At 64.4% G+C, this 15,102-nt stretch carries 13 protein-coding genes and 1 pseudogene; 6 read left to right on the top strand and 8 right to left on the bottom strand.

Features of this window, described 5'->3' with window-relative positions; genetic code table 11:
* Nucleotides 1-16: 16 nt before the first annotated feature.
* Genes AC3EML_RS06555 through AC3EML_RS06535 form a run of 5 tightly spaced genes read right to left on the bottom strand, consistent with a single transcriptional unit; the run spans nucleotide 17 to nucleotide 5,721 of the window.
* Nucleotides 17-898 carry an ABC transporter permease gene (locus AC3EML_RS06555; RefSeq protein ID WP_023826481.1) on the bottom strand — a complete coding sequence of 294 codons (882 nt, stop codon included), beginning with the start codon at nucleotides 896-898 and terminating at the stop codon, nucleotides 17-19.
* Entirely contained in the window at nucleotides 895-1,854 is a 960-nt protein-coding gene (locus tag AC3EML_RS06550; RefSeq protein WP_352521729.1) for an ABC transporter permease, read from the bottom strand. The genes AC3EML_RS06555 and AC3EML_RS06550 overlap by 4 nt, the downstream gene beginning before the upstream one ends.
* A gap of 37 nt (nucleotides 1,855-1,891) precedes the next feature.
* Nucleotides 1,892-3,535, bottom strand: coding sequence for an ABC transporter substrate-binding protein (locus AC3EML_RS06545; protein ID WP_352521731.1), 1,644 nt, complete (start codon nucleotides 3,533-3,535; stop codon nucleotides 1,892-1,894).
* A gap of 35 nt (nucleotides 3,536-3,570) precedes the next feature.
* Nucleotides 3,571-4,347, bottom strand: a complete 777-nt coding sequence (locus AC3EML_RS06540; protein ID WP_352521733.1) for a DUF427 domain-containing protein — start codon at nucleotides 4,345-4,347, stop codon at nucleotides 3,571-3,573.
* A gap of 15 nt (nucleotides 4,348-4,362) precedes the next feature.
* Complete coding sequence (locus AC3EML_RS06535) at nucleotides 4,363-5,721, bottom strand: LLM class flavin-dependent oxidoreductase (protein ID WP_023668832.1); 1,359 nt, start codon at nucleotides 5,719-5,721, stop codon at nucleotides 4,363-4,365.
* Nucleotides 5,722-5,912: 191 nt separating this feature from the next.
* Between AC3EML_RS06535 and AC3EML_RS06530 the strand changes: the two genes are divergently transcribed.
* Nucleotides 5,913-7,715 carry a dipeptide ABC transporter ATP-binding protein gene (locus AC3EML_RS06530; protein ID WP_352521736.1) on the top strand — a complete coding sequence of 601 codons (1,803 nt, stop codon included), beginning with the start codon at nucleotides 5,913-5,915 and terminating at the stop codon, nucleotides 7,713-7,715.
* Nucleotides 7,716-7,796: 81 nt separating this feature from the next.
* Here AC3EML_RS06530 and AC3EML_RS06525 read toward each other — a convergent pair.
* A pseudogene (locus AC3EML_RS06525) lies at nucleotides 7,797-7,975 on the bottom strand (ATP-binding cassette domain-containing protein); the annotation flags it as partial.
* A gap of 139 nt (nucleotides 7,976-8,114) precedes the next feature.
* Here AC3EML_RS06525 and AC3EML_RS06520 point away from each other — a divergent pair.
* The 5 genes from AC3EML_RS06520 to AC3EML_RS06500 are packed head-to-tail and all read left to right on the top strand — an operon-like array spanning nucleotide 8,115 to nucleotide 12,969.
* A complete protein-coding gene (locus tag AC3EML_RS06520; protein WP_352521737.1) occupies nucleotides 8,115-9,350 on the top strand; it encodes an ROK family transcriptional regulator in 1,236 nt (411 codons plus the stop codon).
* 16 nt (nucleotides 9,351-9,366) lie between these two features.
* Entirely contained in the window at nucleotides 9,367-10,446 is a 1,080-nt protein-coding gene (locus AC3EML_RS06515; protein ID WP_352521739.1) for a Gfo/Idh/MocA family protein, read from the top strand.
* Nucleotides 10,446-11,282: a sugar phosphate isomerase/epimerase family protein gene (locus tag AC3EML_RS06510; protein WP_352521740.1), complete on the top strand. Its 837-nt coding sequence runs from the start codon at nucleotides 10,446-10,448 to the stop codon at nucleotides 11,280-11,282. The genes AC3EML_RS06515 and AC3EML_RS06510 overlap by 1 nt, the downstream gene beginning before the upstream one ends.
* Nucleotides 11,279-12,079, top strand: coding sequence for an alpha/beta fold hydrolase (locus AC3EML_RS06505; protein ID WP_023745186.1), 801 nt, complete (start codon nucleotides 11,279-11,281; stop codon nucleotides 12,077-12,079). The genes AC3EML_RS06510 and AC3EML_RS06505 overlap by 4 nt, the downstream gene beginning before the upstream one ends.
* The gene (locus tag AC3EML_RS06500; protein WP_023745185.1) at nucleotides 12,076-12,969 is read left to right on the top strand and encodes an ROK family protein; all 894 of its coding nucleotides are present in this window, start codon (nucleotides 12,076-12,078) and stop codon (nucleotides 12,967-12,969) included. The genes AC3EML_RS06505 and AC3EML_RS06500 overlap by 4 nt, the downstream gene beginning before the upstream one ends.
* A 26-nt stretch (nucleotides 12,970-12,995) precedes the next feature.
* Here AC3EML_RS06500 and AC3EML_RS06495 read toward each other — a convergent pair whose 3' ends face one another.
* Together AC3EML_RS06495 and AC3EML_RS06490 are read right to left on the bottom strand one after the other, a co-directional pair.
* Nucleotides 12,996-13,994, bottom strand: a complete 999-nt coding sequence (locus AC3EML_RS06495) for an ABC transporter ATP-binding protein (RefSeq protein ID WP_023745184.1) — start codon at nucleotides 13,992-13,994, stop codon at nucleotides 12,996-12,998.
* 30 nt (nucleotides 13,995-14,024) lie between these two features.
* Entirely contained in the window at nucleotides 14,025-15,086 is a 1,062-nt protein-coding gene (locus AC3EML_RS06490; RefSeq protein ID WP_023745183.1) for a Gfo/Idh/MocA family protein, read from the bottom strand.
* Between the last annotated feature and the right edge of the window lie 16 nt (nucleotides 15,087-15,102).

The raw sequence follows: 15,102 nt of genomic DNA, 5'->3' as shown, positions 1-15,102 counted from the left end.
TGGTGAGCGCCGATCTTCACCGGTCGCTGTTTTCGAAGGCGCCCATGCCTTGCGCGATCAGATTAGTGGCCATGACCAGCGAGACGATGGCCGCCGAGTTGAAGATCACCACCCACCATTTGCCGCCGGTCAGGAAGCCGTAGCCGTCGGCCACGGCCAGCCCCCAATCGGCTGAAGGCGGCTGGATGCCGAGGCCGAGAAAGCTCAGCGTGGCGATTGAAAAGAAGGCGTAGCCGAGCCGTGTGACCAGTTCGATGAGGATGGTCTCCCTGACATTGGGCAGGATCTCGAGGAACATGATGGCAAGAGCGCTCTCGCCGCCGAGACGGGCGGCGCTGACATAGTCGCGCTCGCGCTGTTCGCGCACGGCGGCGCGCACCGTTCGCGCCACCAGCGGCGCATAGGCGATGCCGATCACCAGGATGACGGTGAGGTTGGACGGCCCGAGCGCGACCAGCGTCATGGTGACGAGCACGATGAAGGGAAAAGCCATCAGCGTGTCGAGCAGCCTGGCGCCGATGGCGTCAATCAGCCCGTCGAAATAGCCGAGCACGAGGCCAAGCACACTGCCGGCGGCTACGCCGAGCAGGGTTGCTGCCGGCGCGACCAGCAGGATGTCACGCGAGCCGACGACGATGCGCGACAGCACGTCACGACCGAGCTGGTCGGTGCCGAACCAGTGCGCGGCATCAGGCGGCGCCAGCATGACGAGGAAATCCTCGGCATAGGGATCGTAGGGCACAAACAGGCTGCCGAACACGGCACAGCCGACCCAGAACAGCAGGATCAGCGAGCCGATGATGACCGAGGGCGGCAGCTGCGAAACAGTCTCGCGGATGCGACTTGCTGCCCGCCACCGCAGCGTACGGCGCTCCGGCAATTCCATCAGTTCCATCATGGCGAGACACGGCGGCGCTGCCGCGGATCGAGCAAGGCATTCACGAGATCGCCTGCCGCGGCCGACAGCACGAAGATGGTCGCCATGACCAGCACGCCGGCTTCGAGCATCGGGAAGTCACGCGACTTGGCGGCGTTGAGCACCAGATTGCCGAGACCCTGTATGCCGAACAGCGCTTCGATCACCACCAGCCCGCCAAGCATGTAACCGGTCTGCGTCGCCAGCACGGCGATGGTCGGCGTCAGCGCATTACGCAGCACGTGCCGGATGAGGATTTCGCGACGCTCAAGGCCTTTCAGGACGGCGGTGCGCGTATAGTCGGCGGCCAGCGCCTCGATCACACCGGCCCGCGTCATGCGGGTGATGTAGCCGGCAAGGTTCAGCACCAGCGGCAGCGCCGGCAGGATCAGATAATAGCCACTGACCCACAGCCCGGCGCCATCGGGAGCAGCGCCGGTGATCGGGAACCAGTTCAGCCACAGGCCGAAGACGATGAGCAACAGCAGGCCGGAGACGAAGTCCGGGACGATGCCGAAGGACACGCCGGCGAGTACGATCAGGCGGTCGATAAAGCGGCCCTGGTTGAGACCGGCGACGATGCCGGCGCCGATGCCCAGCGGCAACAGAAAGACGAGGATAATTCCGGCAAGGGCCGCCGAGCGCTTGAGGCTTTCCAGAACGAAGGGCGCCACCGGCAAACGCAGCGACAGGGAGGTGCCGAAGTCGCCTGACAGCACGCTGCTGAACCAGTGCCAGTATTGCACGAGCACCGGCTGGTCGGCGCCGAGCTGCCTGTTCAGCGCCGCGACGGCCTCGGCATCGGCGAACGGCCCGAGCATGAGGCGGCCGACATCGCCGGGCAGGACCTGCCCGGCGAAGAACACCAGCATGCTGACCAGCCACAGCGTGAGCAGAAGCGAGGCTGCCCGCACCGACACAGTGCGGCCGGTCAGCATCGGATTGTGGTGCCCGGAGTGGCTGGACGTCTCGCAATCATGCCTGGGCGAACGTCACGCGGTCGAGCAGCAGATGCGAGATTGCCGTGAAGCGGACGCCCTCGACCTTCGATGAGACGATCCGGCTGTATTGCGAGAAGTAGCTGATGATCAGCGGCGTCTCGTCGAGCAGCAAGGTCTGGATCTTGCCCGCCGCAAGGCGTTGCGCCTGAAGGTCGCGGGCCTTGCCGTATTCGAGCAGCAACCCGTCATAGGCCGGGTTGTTGAAATGCGCCGCGTTCCAGGCGCCCGAGCTCTTCAGCGTGGCATTGAGGAAGATGTCGGGCGTGCCGCGATGGCCGAAATCGGTGATGCCGAGATTGGAATCGAGCCATGGCGACGAGCCGAACTTCGCCGAGCCATAATAGGCGTCCTGCGGCAGCACGTTGAGTTTGATGTCGATGCCGGCCTTCTTGGCAAAATTCTGGATCAGCACGGCATAATCGGGAATGTCATAGGCGCGCTCGGTGGTCAGCGTCACCGGGAAGCCGTTCGGCACGCCGGCTTCGCCAAGCAGGCGCTTGGCCTCGGCGATGTCCTGCTTGCGCTGCGGCACCGACGGATCGGCCGAGGGGAAGATCGGCGCGAACGGGGTGTCGTTGCCGACAATGGCGCGGCCCTTGAGCAAGCCCTTGACCACCGCCTCGCGGTCGATGGTGAGCGCCAAGGCGCGGCGAATGCGCTTGTCGGTGAACGGCGCCTGGTCGGTCCGCAGATGCACCTCGTCATGCGAACTTGCCTGCACGCTGAGCAGCTTGAAGTTGGGATTGCCCTCGATCGCCAATTCCAGCCGGGTCGTGCTCGGGATGACGTCGAGCTGGCCGGCCTGCAGCGCCAGCACCTGCGCCTGCTCGTCGTCGAAGAACTTGATCTCGACGCGGTCGGGCAGCGCCTTGTCGCCCCAATAGTCTGGGTTGCGCACGAAGCTGGCGCCCTGCTTGGGGCGGAAGGATTCGAGCTTGAACGGGCCGGTGCCGTTGAAATTCTTCTCGAAATCGCCGGCATAGTCGGCCGGCAGTATTACGGCGTTGTAGACGTCGGAGGAGACATAGAAGGGGAAGTTGCTGTTGGGCCCGTCGAGATCGAAGGCGACTGTCTGGTCGTCGACGACCTTGGCGCCGCCCTTGGACAGGATGCCCTTATAGGCAGACAAAGCGGACGAACCGCTGGCCGGATCGACCAGCCGCTCGAAGCTCGCCACCACATCCTTGGCGGTGACGGTGCGGCCGTCGTGGAATTTCACGCCCGGCCGCAATTTGAAGGTCCAGCGGCTGGCGGTCTCGTCGGCCTCCCACGACAGAGCGAGCTTGGGCTGCAGACCGTCCTTGGGATCGTCGAGGATGAGATATTCGCCGACCTGGCTGATGACGCCGATGCTGGCCGGATCGGTGATGGAGACGGGATCGATCGCCTTGGTCGGCTGTCCGAGCCCAACGCGGACCGTGCCGCCGGCGCCGGCAGCGCGCGCCGTGCCGAAACCAGCAGGTCCCTGCGAGGCGGCAAAGCCGGTGAGGCCGATCAAGGCTGCGTATTTCAGCAGATCGCGGCGCTTGAGGAAGCCGGCCTGGTGCTCATCGACGGCGACGTTCCAGATGTCGCCGGACAGATTGCGAAGCGTATCGATGTGGTTGCGTTTGGTCATTCTGAAACCCCTGTCTGAAATGACTGTTGAATGGCTTAAGCGACTGGTTCGCCGTCGAGATGGATGCGGTCGACGGCTTGCGGGTAAAAGGCGATGAGGCCCCTGATCTTGGGCATTTCGGCAATGGGATCGCGGTAGCTCCAGGCGACATCGGGGCTCACCGAGCCGTCGGCGCGCCGGCCCGACCAGTAGGAGGCGATGCCCTTGTAGGGACAGCGCGTCGTGCTGTCCGAGTCGACCAGACGGTCGAGCCTGACATCGTCCGGATGCAAATAGAAACGCGTCGGCAGATGCGTTTCGAACAGCAGCACCGGGCGATGGCTGTCGGCGATCAGTTCGCCGTCGAACCAGATCTGGACATGGCTTGAACTCTGCAGAGCGTCGATGCGGGCGTATGGGTCGCGGGCGTGGACGAAGACTTCTTCCTCCTCCTCGAACCATTGGTCGACCGCTTTCCAGGTGAAGGCGATGCGGCCGGCCAGTGGCGACAGGCTTTCATCCTGCGGCGCGACAAACGACCAGGCCGCATTGGGAGAAGCTTTCGATCCCGTCTCCAGGTCCCAATAGGTGGTTTCGCCGCCGACTGGATGCGGCTGGCGACGCTCGGACGGCTTCAAGAGCGAGCGGTCCACCGAGGAGGCCGGGAAGAAATAGATCGGCAGAAAATGGTTGGAGCGCAGCACCAGGACGTTGCGGCTGTCGGCGATGGTGCGGCCGGCGAATTTGACCCGAATGCGCTTGGGGCTGTGCAGAACATTGATGAGCTGCGGAGCCGTGGCTTCGCGGGGCTGAAGTTTTGGCGCTGCGGTCATATCAGTTGCCCCAAGTCAGGATACGGCGCGCACATTGTCGCGCTGTTCGGCGAAGCGGTTGGCCGGCCGAGCCAGGCCGAAACGATCACGCAGCGTCCCCGGCGCATATTCGGTGGGGAATACGCCGCGGCGCTGCAGTTCCGGCACGACCTGCTCGGCAAAATTCACCCAATCCTCCGGGAGCAGCGGGAACATCAGGTTGAAGCCGTCGGCGGCACCTGCCTCGAACCAGTCCTGCAGCTGATCGGCGATCTGGTTCGGTGTGCCGACGACGGTCGGCACCGAACCGCTGTTGGCGAGCTTGCGAGCGATCTCGCGCAGAGTGAGGTTCTGCTTCGACCATTCCTTGACGCGATTGAGCGAGGTGCGGCCGCCATTGAAGGTGCTCTCGTCCGGCAGCGGCGGCAGCGGGCCGTCCGGCGGATATACGGAGAGATCGACGCCGCTCCAGCTCGAGAGAAGGTCGATGCCGACCCGATCGGGAAGCAAGCTCTGCAGATACTCCTGCCGCTCGCGTCCCTCCGCTTCGGAAGCTGCGACGATCGGCAGGATGCCCGGCAGGATCTTGAAGCTCTCGGGCTTGCGGCCGTAACGGGCGAGGCGCTCGTTGATGTCCTGCCTATATTTGATGCCGTCTTCCTTGGTGCTGTAGATGGCAAAGTGCGCATCGGCATGCGCGGTAGCGAAATTCTTGCCGTCTTCGGACGAGCCGGCCTGGACGATCAGCGGATGGCCCTGCGGCGGGCGCGAGACATTGAGCGGTCCGCGCACCTTGAAGTGCGGGCCCTTGTGGTTGATCGCATGGACCTTGTCGGGATCGGCGAAATAGCCCGATGCCTTGTCGATAAGCAGGGCTTCGTCTTCCCAGCTGTCCCACAGTGCCTTGACGATATCGAGGAATTCGGTGGCGCGCTCATAGCGAAAGGCGTGCTCGATATTGCCGTCGCGGCCGAAATTGCGGGCCTCCTCGTCCATGGCCGACGTCACCACATTCCAAGACGCCCTGCCCTTGCTGATATGGTCGAGCGAGGCAAACATGCGGGCGACATTGTAGGGCTCGCTGTAGGAGCTCGAGGCGGTGGTGATGAGGCCGATATGCCTGGTCACGCCGGCAAGCGCCGACAACAGCGTCAGCGGTTCCAGGCGGGCATTGGCGTAATGGGCTACGCCGCTCTGTACGGAATCCCAGATCGCGACATGGTCGGCGACGAAGATCGTATCGATCCTGGCGCGCTCGGCAGACTGGACGAGATCGCGGTAGAAGTCGAAGTCGAGCACTTCGCGGCCCGGCGCGCGCGGATGGCGCCACGACATGCGATGATCGCCCTGCGGATTGAAGAAAAACGCGCTGAGGATCATGTGGTCGCGTGCCATGCCGGTCTCCTTGCAGAACTGCTTCAGGCGACCGTCGCGATGCCTCGACCGGCTGCGACAATCTCTCCTGAGCGGTGAAAGGTAGATTGCGCTCCAGCTTAATTCGAGTAATTTTATAGAGATTGTGCGGCGCGAAAGCGGAAGCGATTGCCCTCGAAGACCGCGCCGAAAGAAAGTGGTTTCAGCAAGACATGTCGTCATCGGTTCTGAACGTCGAGCAGCTCACCGTCGCCTATGATGAACGCCGGGGATCGCATCCGGCCGTCAACGGCGTGTCGCTCACCATCGGCGAAGGCGAAGCGCTCGGCCTTGTCGGCGAGTCCGGCTCGGGCAAAAGCTCGGTGGCACTCGCTATTCTGCGCTATCTGCCGAGTAACGCCCGGATCGCCGCGTCGGCGCTCGAGTTCCAGGGCCGCGAGATCCGCAATCTCTCCGGCGAGCAGCTTCGCCGGCTAAGGGGCGATCGCATCGCGGCCGTCTACCAGCATCCGGGTGCGGCGCTCAATCCGGCCATGACGATTGGCCGGCAGATCACCGAGACGATCATGCGGCATCGCCCGGTTCGGCAGGACGAAGCACGCACCCGCGCCGCCGAGCTGCTCGGCCGCGTCAGGGTGAGCAATCCGGAGCGGGTGCTCGATCTCTATCCGCACGAATTGTCGGGCGGCATGCAGCAGCGCGCCAACATCGCGATTGCCATTGCGCTCGACCCGTCGCTGCTGGTGCTGGACGAGCCGACGACGGCGCTTGACGCCAGCGTCCAGTCCGAGATCGTCGCCATCCTGCAGGACTTGCGCCGCGATCACCAAACCAGCGTTCTGCTGATCAGCCATGACATCAACATGGTCCGCCGGGCCTGCGATCGGGTGGCCGTGATGCAGTCGGGGACGGTGGTCGAAAGCGGCATCGCCAACGATGTCTTCGAGAACCCTGTTCACGCCTACACCAAGGCGCTGATCGCCTCGATCCCGGCGCTCAACTTCACCAAGCGCGACGGCAGGCTGGCCGAGATGCACACAACCGGCCCGTCGAATCCTGTCCGCAGCGATCAACCGGAAGCCGCACGTCCGATCGCCGTCGCCTGCAAAGGCATCAGCCACGCCTTCGGCTCCCAGGCCGTCCTGCACGATATCGATCTGGAGATAGCCCAGGGCGAGACGTTCGGGCTGATCGGCGAATCCGGCTCCGGCAAGTCGACATTGGCAAGGATCGTGACTGGCCTCCAGACGCCGGACGCTGGGTCGGTCGAGCTGTTCGGCAGCACTGTCGCGCCGCGCGTCGAGAAAAGAAGCCTGAGCGAACGGCGCGACGTGCAGATGGTGTTCCAGTCACCCGACCGCACGCTCAATCCGCGCCAGCGGATCGGCAGGATCCTCGGCCGTCCGCTGCGGCGGCTCGCCGGCTCTGGCCGCAGCGAGGTGAAGCAGCGTGTCGCCGATCTCCTGGCCTCGGTTCGTCTTGCCGCTACGACGGTCGACCAGAAGCCGAGATCGCTGTCTGGTGGCCAGCGCCAACGTGCGGCGATTGCGCGCGCCTTTGCCGGCGTGCCGAAGCTCGTGGTGCTGGACGAGCCAACCTCTGCGCTCGACGTTTCCGTGCAGGCGACCGTGCTCAATTTGCTCAACGACCTGCAGCGCGACAAGGACACCACCTATCTGTTCATCAGCCACGACCTCAGGGTGGTGCGCTATATGGCCGACCGGATCGGCGTGCTTTATCGCGGCCGGCTGGTCGAGACCGGCTCATCCGAGCAGATTTTCCGTGGCCCCAACCACCCCTACACGAAGCTGCTTCTGGCCGCCTCCTCGGATGATACGGCGCCGAAGGCTCCGGCTCAGCTCGACGTCGCGGCACACGATGCCGAGACCTCCGGATGCTCCTTTGCCGCCCGCTGTCCTGTCGCGCTGCCCGATTGCCGAAAGGCGCAACCACCCGTCAGGCAGGCCGGCGACGGTCATCTGATCGCCTGCTGGAGGGACACAGGCAGTCTCTGATTGCGAAGCGGGCCGGCCCAACTGCAAGCCTGCCTTCGAAGAGATGTCCCCCGGCCGATGCGCCGGAGGACAGGCTTGGGAGGTGCCGGACGTCGGCTGAAAATTTCCGGCGCTGGTTTTGGCCAGCGTCGATTTGCCGGCGCCATTGTCGCCCATCAGGCCGAGAACCTGGCCCTCGTTATGTCGAGCGAGACGTTGTACAGCGCGCGGACGGCACCGAAATCCTTCACGATATGTTCGAGACGCGCTAGAACCGGCATCCCATCCTCCCATGCCAATTTGTAAGTTTCTGATACAAATCATCGTTGAAACTTGGGTCAATGGGCATGGGGATGTTGAATGTTTTGTTGCAACGCACCCAACCTTGGGTCTTTCAAACCGCCTAGAAATTCTATTAGTATGACAATCAAACAAATTGTGGAGAACGACGTGCTGGTGTCGACCGATCTTCGGCCGAACGAAACGCGGGCACTTGCGGCGCTGTTTCGTGCCGGCGCGTTGAGCCGAGCGGCGCTCGCACGCGATCTCGGCCTGACCCGGTCGACCACCGGCGCCCTGGTGCTGGGGCTGACGGAAGCCGGTCTGGCGCGCGAGCGGTCGGATGGAGCGGATGACGAGCAGGATAGCGAGGGTCGGGTCGGCCGTCCCGGTATCCTGGTCGAGATCGACGGCAATGGCGGCTTCTTCCTTGGCGCTTATATCGGCGTCAACTGGATCGCAGCCGTGGCTGTCGACCTTGCCGTCGCGCGGCGTGCGAGCGCCTCTAGGGCATTTGCCGGCCCCGGTAGCACGCCCGAAGCCGCGGTCGACATCATCGGGGAACTCGTCGCCGAGATCCGCTCGCAATTGCCTGCGGGCACGCGCCCCTACGGGCTCAATGTCGCCGTGCCCGGCTTCCCCGCCGCCGACGGGATTTCATACCATGCCACCATCCTTGGCTGGCACGGGGTCAATCTGGCGGAGATTTTGCGCACTGCCTTTGGCGCGGACTTTCCAATCCTCTTGGAAAACGATGCCAATGCCGTGGCGGTGGCCGAGACATACCGGTCGCGGCCAGGAAAGGACGACGAGGATGCTCTGGTCATCCTGATCGAGAACGGCGTTGGCGGCGGCATCATCAATGCCGGCAGGCTGCATCGCGGCCGGCTCGGCGGCGCCGGCGAAATCGGTCATCTTCGCATTGGCGACGAAGGTTTTGTCTTCGACGCGAAGCGCCCGGGGCGGCTGGAATCCTATGTCGGCAAGGATGCGTTGCTGGCTCGCTATTTGCACATAAGCGGACTGCGCGCCGGCCTGCATGAGTTTGTGGCGGCATTGGCCGACGGCGATCCGCCAGCCGTTGCCACGGCGCGCGACTGGGCGCTCTGGTTCGGTCGCGGGCTGGCGACACTTGCCTGCACCCTGCAGCCGGAGCGCATCATCCTCTCCGGCTCGGTCAATGCGGTCTATCCCTTTGTCGCCAGACAGGTGGAAGCTTTCCTCTCGGACTTCCTGGCTGAAGGTTATCCGGTTCCCACAGTCGGACTGTCGCGCGTCGGCGCCGACGGTCCGGCATTGGGCGCTGCCTGCCTGCTGCATCAGGCAGCTTTGTCGGGCGATCCGCAATTTCAACTTCGCGGCCTCGCCGCGCGCTAATCAGGAGAAAGATTCCATGCCTCGCAAAGATGAAAAGCGGCTGCGTGTCGGCGTGCTCGGCTGCGGTCCGATTGCGCAGGCGGCGCATTTCGAATCCTGCACCAAGGCGCGCAATGCCGATCTCTATGCCATCTGCGATGTCGCCGACGATTTGCGCGACAGGATGGCGGCGACCTACGCGCCCGAAAAATCCTATGCCGACTATGGCCAGATGCTGGCCGATCCCGACCTCGATGCCGTCATCATCGCGACATCGGACACGTTCCACGTCAAGGCCACGGAACTGGCGCTGGATGCCGGCAAGCACGTGCTGTGCGAGAAGCCGCTGGGCGTTTCGGTCGAGGAAGTCGAAGGCTTGCGGGCGGCGGTCGACAGGAGCGGCAAGGTGCTCCAGGTCGGTCATATGAAGCGCTTCGATCCCGGCATCCAGGCGGCAAAGGCTTTCGTCGACGACGAAATGGGCGAGCGGCTGGCGTTCAAAGGCTGGTACTGCGACAGCACCCACCGCTACCCGATGACCGATGCGGTGCAACCGCTGATCATCACCAGCGCCAAGGCGCGCAAGCCTGCCGTCAATCCCAAGGCGGATCTGCGCCAATACTACATGCTGGCGCATGGCAGCCATCTCCTTGATACGGCGCGCCATCTGCACAGGCCGATCGAGGCGGTGGAGGCCCGGCTCACCGAGCGCTATGGCGCCTATTGCTGGTTCATCACCACCATCTTTGCCGACGGCACGATCGGCCATCTCGACCTGACGGTCGCCGTGCGCATGGACTGGCACGAAGGGTTCCAGATCTACGGCGAGAACGGCAGCGTTCTCGCGAAGACCTATAACCCCTGGTACTACAAGAGCAGCGAGGTCGACATTTTCCGCGAGGCCGATGGCAGTTGGCACCGGACGCTTGGCGCGGATGGCCACTTCTATCGCCGGCAGCTCGAAGGCTTTGCCGATGTCGTGCTAAATGGCGCGCCGATGATCGGCGCCGGCATCGAGGACGGCATCGCCTCGGTCAGGGGCATGGCGGCCATCGCCCGCTCGGCCGCTGCCGGCGGCCGCGCCGTCCGTCTGGCCGATGTCGACGGGGTCGTGTGATGCAGCTTGGGATTTTCGCCAAGACCTTCGCCACCACCGGCGCCTTGCCTGTGCTACGCGCGGTCGCGGACGGCGGCTACACGGCGGCGCAGTTCAACATGGCGTGCCTTGGACTGCCGTCGATGCCGGACAGCATTGAGCTCGGCGCGGCCCGGTCCGTCGCTGAGGCGAGCGGCGAGGCCGGCGTTTCGATCGCGGCGGTTTCGGGAACCTACAACATGATCCACCCGGATCGCACGGTTCGCATCCAGGGACTCGCCCGGCTTGAGGTACTGGCCGCGTCATGCGCTGACATGGGCACGCGCCTGATCACGCTGTGCACCGGCACAAGGGATGCACAGGATCCGTGGCGCTGGCATCCCGACAATGCAAGCGAGGCGGCATGGAGCGATCTGCGGACGGAGATGGAAGCGGCGATCGCGATTGCCGAGCGCTTCGACATCGAGCTCGGCATCGAACCGGAACTGGCCAATGTCGTCTCCAGCGCGCGGGCCGCTCGCCGGCTGCTCGACGAGATGAACAGCGCGCGGCTGCGCATTGTGCTCGACCCGGCCAATCTATTCGAAGTGGCGGACAGCGCGGAGCGTCACCGCCTGATCGACGAGGCCGTCGATCTGCTGGCTGCGGAGATCGGCATGGCCCATGCCAAGGACCGCAATGCCGATGGCAGTTTTGCCGCCGCCGGACAGGGCGTCGTCGATTTCCCGCATTTCATCGGCTGCCTAAGAGCCGCCGGGTTCGACGGCCCCCTGATCACGCATGGCCTGACAGAGGCCGAGGCGCCCGGCGTCGGCGCGTTCCTGCGCAATGTCCTGGAAGCGAGCGACGACACGTGAAAAAGACCTTCAGCCGAGATGGCGTCGACCTTGCCTACCGGGAGGTCGGCACGGGCCTTCCCGTCATCTTCCAGCATGGGCTGGGCGGCGATGAGGCGCAGGTGGCCGACGTGTTTCCCGATCTGCCGGTGACCCGGCGCGTGACGCTCGAATGCCGGGGCCAGGGCGGATCCAGCTACGGGCCGGTCGAGCGGCTTTCGATTGCGACTTTTGCTGAAGACGTCGAAGCGCTGGCCGACGATCTCGGCCTCGGCCCGGCCGTCGTCGGCGGCATCTCGATGGGCGCGGCGCTGGCGCTCCGCCTGGCGGTGCACAGGCCGGCGCGGGTGCGGGCGCTGGTGCTCGCCCGGCCTGCGTGGGTATCCCAGGCTGCACCGGCCAATATGAGGCCCTATGCCGTGGTCGGCGATCTCCTGATGCGCCATTCGCCTGACGCCAGGCGTCTGTTCGATGACAGCGCAGTTGCCGCAGAGCTAGCGAGGCTGGCGCCGGACAATCTCGCCAGCCTGCAAGGCTTCTTCAATCGCCCGGACCCGGTTCTGTTCGGTAGGTTGCTGGTGGCGATCGCGGGCGATGGTCCGGGCGTGAGCGAGGCGGACATCCGCGCTATCGCGGTGCCGACCCTTGTCATCGGCCATGACCATGACCTCGTCCATCGACTGGACGACGCACAGACGCTGGCCGGGCTCATCCCGTCGGCCCGGCTTTGCACCATCACAGCCAAATCGCAGGATCGCGCCGCCTACCGGCGGGAATTCCGCGCCTGTCTTTCGGAATTCCTGGAAGCGCTGGCATGACGCATCAAACGATGGAAGACACGATCGCCGTGGTCGAGATCGGCGGCACGTCGGTCAAGGTTGGCTTTGCCGACCACGGCATCCCGGTGGATTTTGCCCGCACCTACCCGACCGCGCAACTGCGCCAGGGCGCGCCTGTGGCGGGGTTGGCCGATGCGGTCACCGCAGCCTGCCGCGATGCCGGGCTCAAACCTGCACGGGTCGTTGCGACGGTGCCTGGGTTCATCGACCGCGACTTCGACACGGTGCTGCACACGGCCAACATTCCCGAACTGAACGGTATCCGGCTGGGTACGGAACTGGCATCGCGGCTCCGCGTTCCCGTGCGGCTCGAACGCGACGTCGTACTGCAATTGCTGGGCGAAAGCGTTGCCGGCGCGGTGAAGCGGCAGAAGGAGGTGCTGGCGGTCTATCTCGGCACCGGCATCGGTGCGGCCTATCTCGGCAAGGACGGCATTTTCAGGGGTGGCGGCTGGGCGCTCGAGATCGGCCATATGCCGATCTACCGGCCCGACGAAAGCGGTCCGCCAAACCGGGTCGAGACCTATGCCTCAGGGGCAACGCTCGTCGACCTCGCGACAGACTACGATATCCCGGTGGCCGATCTGTTTTCGGCGGCCGGGCAGCCGCCATCGCTGCGCGAATGGCTCGACGAAATCGTCTGGCAGCAGGCGGTGGCCGTCGCAACGGCAGCCGCCCTGTTTTCCCCGCAGACGATCCTGATCGGCGGCGGTATCGTCGACATGAAGTCCTATCCCCGCCAGACGCTCAAGCAGCGCATCGCGGACAGCCTACCGCATTCGCTTGTTGTAGAGCCTCTGGACATACGCTGGGCGGCCCTGGGCTGGCAGGCGGCGATCCATGGCGCGGTGCTGCTCGGCGCGGTGTGATCGCCGTGGTTGCTGTCGGCGAAGGATTACTTGATCGTCTTGCCGTCCGCCCCAAACCGGTATGTCTTACCCGGCTCGGGCGTTGCATACAGCGTCGCACCGGGCTCGGCGTCGTAGACACCGAAAATGCGCACCGTGATCAGCCCGGCCTTTTCGCAGTCGAGATAGAGGTTGGTGTCGGCGCCGAGATGTTCGGCGTGCACCACCGTTCCCTTCCAGGCACCGGACCTTGGATCCACGGTCAGATGCTCCGGCCGCACGCCGATCGTCTTGGCCGTCTCGCCCAATCTGGCGCCGTCGATGAAATTCATCTTCGGCGAGCCGATAAAGCCGGCGACGAACTCGTTTGCCGGCGAATTGTAAAGCTCCATCGGGCCGCCGATCTGCTCGATCTGGCCAGCGTTGAGCACGACGATCTTGTCGGCCAGCGTCATCGCCTCGACCTGATCATGGGTGACGTAGATCATCGTTGCCTTCAGCCGGCGATGCAGCTGAGCGATCTCCAGTCGCGTGTTGACGCGAAGCGCTGCATCGAGGTTCGACAAGGGCTCGTCGAAGAGAAACAGTTTTGGCTCACGCACCACGGCGCGGCCGATGGCGACGCGCTGGCGCTGGCCGCCCGACAGTTCCGCCGGCCGCCGCTCGAGATACGGTTCCAGCGACAGCATCGACGAGGCGACGCCGATGCGGCGTTCGATCTCCGGGGCGGGCGTGCCGGCCTGCTTGAGGCCGAGGCCCATATTGTTCTTCACCGTCAGATGCGGGTAGAGCGCGTACGTCTGGAACACCATGGCAATGCCGCGTTTTGCCGGGGGCGTGGCCGAGACATCGACGCCGTCGATCACCACCCTGCCGGAGGTCGAATCCTCCAGCCCGGCGATGACCCTGAGCAAGGTTGACTTGCCGCAGCCAGATGGGCCGACGAAGACGACGAATTCGCCGTCGGTCACTTCGAGGTTGATGCCTTTCAGCACCTCGACCGGCCCGAAGGCCTTCTTCACATTCTCGATTACCAGCGAGCCCACGGCTTCGTCCTTGTTCTAGAGTTTGCCCTACTAGAGCTTAACTGGGGCGCCGCTGCGCACGCTCTCATCGGCGGCAAGGCAGACGGCGAGCGATTTCACCGCGTCGTCCATGTGGCGGGTCAGGTCAATGTCTTCCCGGATCGCCTTCAGCACGAAAGCCTGTTCGAGGTCGCAGAGATCCTGGTGGCCGGGTTCGCCGTCCATCGACAGCATCTCGTCCGGCCTGGCGAACTTGCCGTCCGCACCCGTCGCAGCGCTGTGCAGGCGGATGGTCGAGGTCTTGGTGTGGGTGTCGATGTCGTCCGACCTCACACCTTCCTTCATGACGATCGACACGCAGCCATTGGGCGACATCACGTCCTTCACGAAGAACGCCGTTTCCGAAATCATCGGTCCCCAGGCCGCTTCGTACCAGCCGACCGAGCCGTCGTCGAACAGCACCTGCAGATGGCCGTAATTGTACATGGTCGGCGCGATTTCCTCGGTCAGCCGCAGCCCCATGCCGCGCACCTCGACCGGCCTGGCGTCGGTGATCTGCAGCATGACGTCAAGATAGTGCACGCCGCAATCGACGATCGGCGAGGTCGTCTGCATCAACTGCTTATGCGTCTGCCAGGTCGGGCCTGACGATTGCTGGTTGAGGTTCATGCGAAACACGTAAGGGCCGCCGAGCTTGCGCGCCTCGGCGATCAGCCTGACCCAGGAGGGGTGGTGGCGCAGGATGTAGCCGATCACCAATTTTCGGCCGTTGGCCTTGGCCGCCGCGACGACGCGCTTGGCGTCGGCGACCGTCGTTGCCAGCGGCTTTTCGACAAAGACATGGCAGCCCGCCTCGAATGCCTTCACCGCATAGTCGGCATGGCTGTCGGAATAGGTGGCGATGCAGGCGACATCCGGCTTTTCATCGCGCAACGCGTCGTCGAAGGAGCGCCTGATGCCATAGCCCGACAGCCCGTCCGGTAACGGCACGTCGGAGCGGTTGATCAGGGCCGCGATCTCGAAGCCCGGATTAGTGTGGTAGGCCAGCGCATGGCTACGGCCCATATTGCCGAGCCCGGCGACGACGACACGAAGGGGCGATTTAGAGGTCACCTAACTACTCCAGATG

It is taken from the genome of Mesorhizobium sp. P170090 (genome assembly GCF_057786115.1).
This window is presented reverse-complemented; position numbering and strand designations above follow the sequence as displayed.

What these genes read in the sequence shown, in the direction of transcription:
- AC3EML_RS06555 (WP_023826481.1), bottom strand. Translation starts at nt 898, where the DNA reads ATGATGGAACTGATGGAATTGCCGGAGCGCCGTACGCTGCGGTGGCGG.
- AC3EML_RS06550 (WP_352521729.1), bottom strand. Translation starts at nt 1,854, where the DNA reads ATGCTGACCGGCCGCACTGTGTCGGTGCGGGCAGCCTCGCTTCTGCTC.
- AC3EML_RS06545 (WP_352521731.1), bottom strand. Translation starts at nt 3,535, where the DNA reads ATGACCAAACGCAACCACATCGATACGCTTCGCAATCTGTCCGGCGAC.
- AC3EML_RS06540 (WP_352521733.1), bottom strand. Translation starts at nt 4,347, where the DNA reads ATGACCGCAGCGCCAAAACTTCAGCCCCGCGAAGCCACGGCTCCGCAG.
- AC3EML_RS06535 (WP_023668832.1), bottom strand. Translation starts at nt 5,721, where the DNA reads ATGGCACGCGACCACATGATCCTCAGCGCGTTTTTCTTCAATCCGCAG.
- AC3EML_RS06530 (WP_352521736.1), top strand. Translation starts at nt 5,913, where the DNA reads ATGTCGTCATCGGTTCTGAACGTCGAGCAGCTCACCGTCGCCTATGAT.
- AC3EML_RS06520 (WP_352521737.1), top strand. Translation starts at nt 8,115, where the DNA reads ATGACAATCAAACAAATTGTGGAGAACGACGTGCTGGTGTCGACCGAT.
- AC3EML_RS06515 (WP_352521739.1), top strand. Translation starts at nt 9,367, where the DNA reads ATGCCTCGCAAAGATGAAAAGCGGCTGCGTGTCGGCGTGCTCGGCTGC.
- AC3EML_RS06510 (WP_352521740.1), top strand. Translation starts at nt 10,446, where the DNA reads ATGCAGCTTGGGATTTTCGCCAAGACCTTCGCCACCACCGGCGCCTTG.
- AC3EML_RS06500 (WP_023745185.1), top strand. Translation starts at nt 12,076, where the DNA reads ATGACGCATCAAACGATGGAAGACACGATCGCCGTGGTCGAGATCGGC.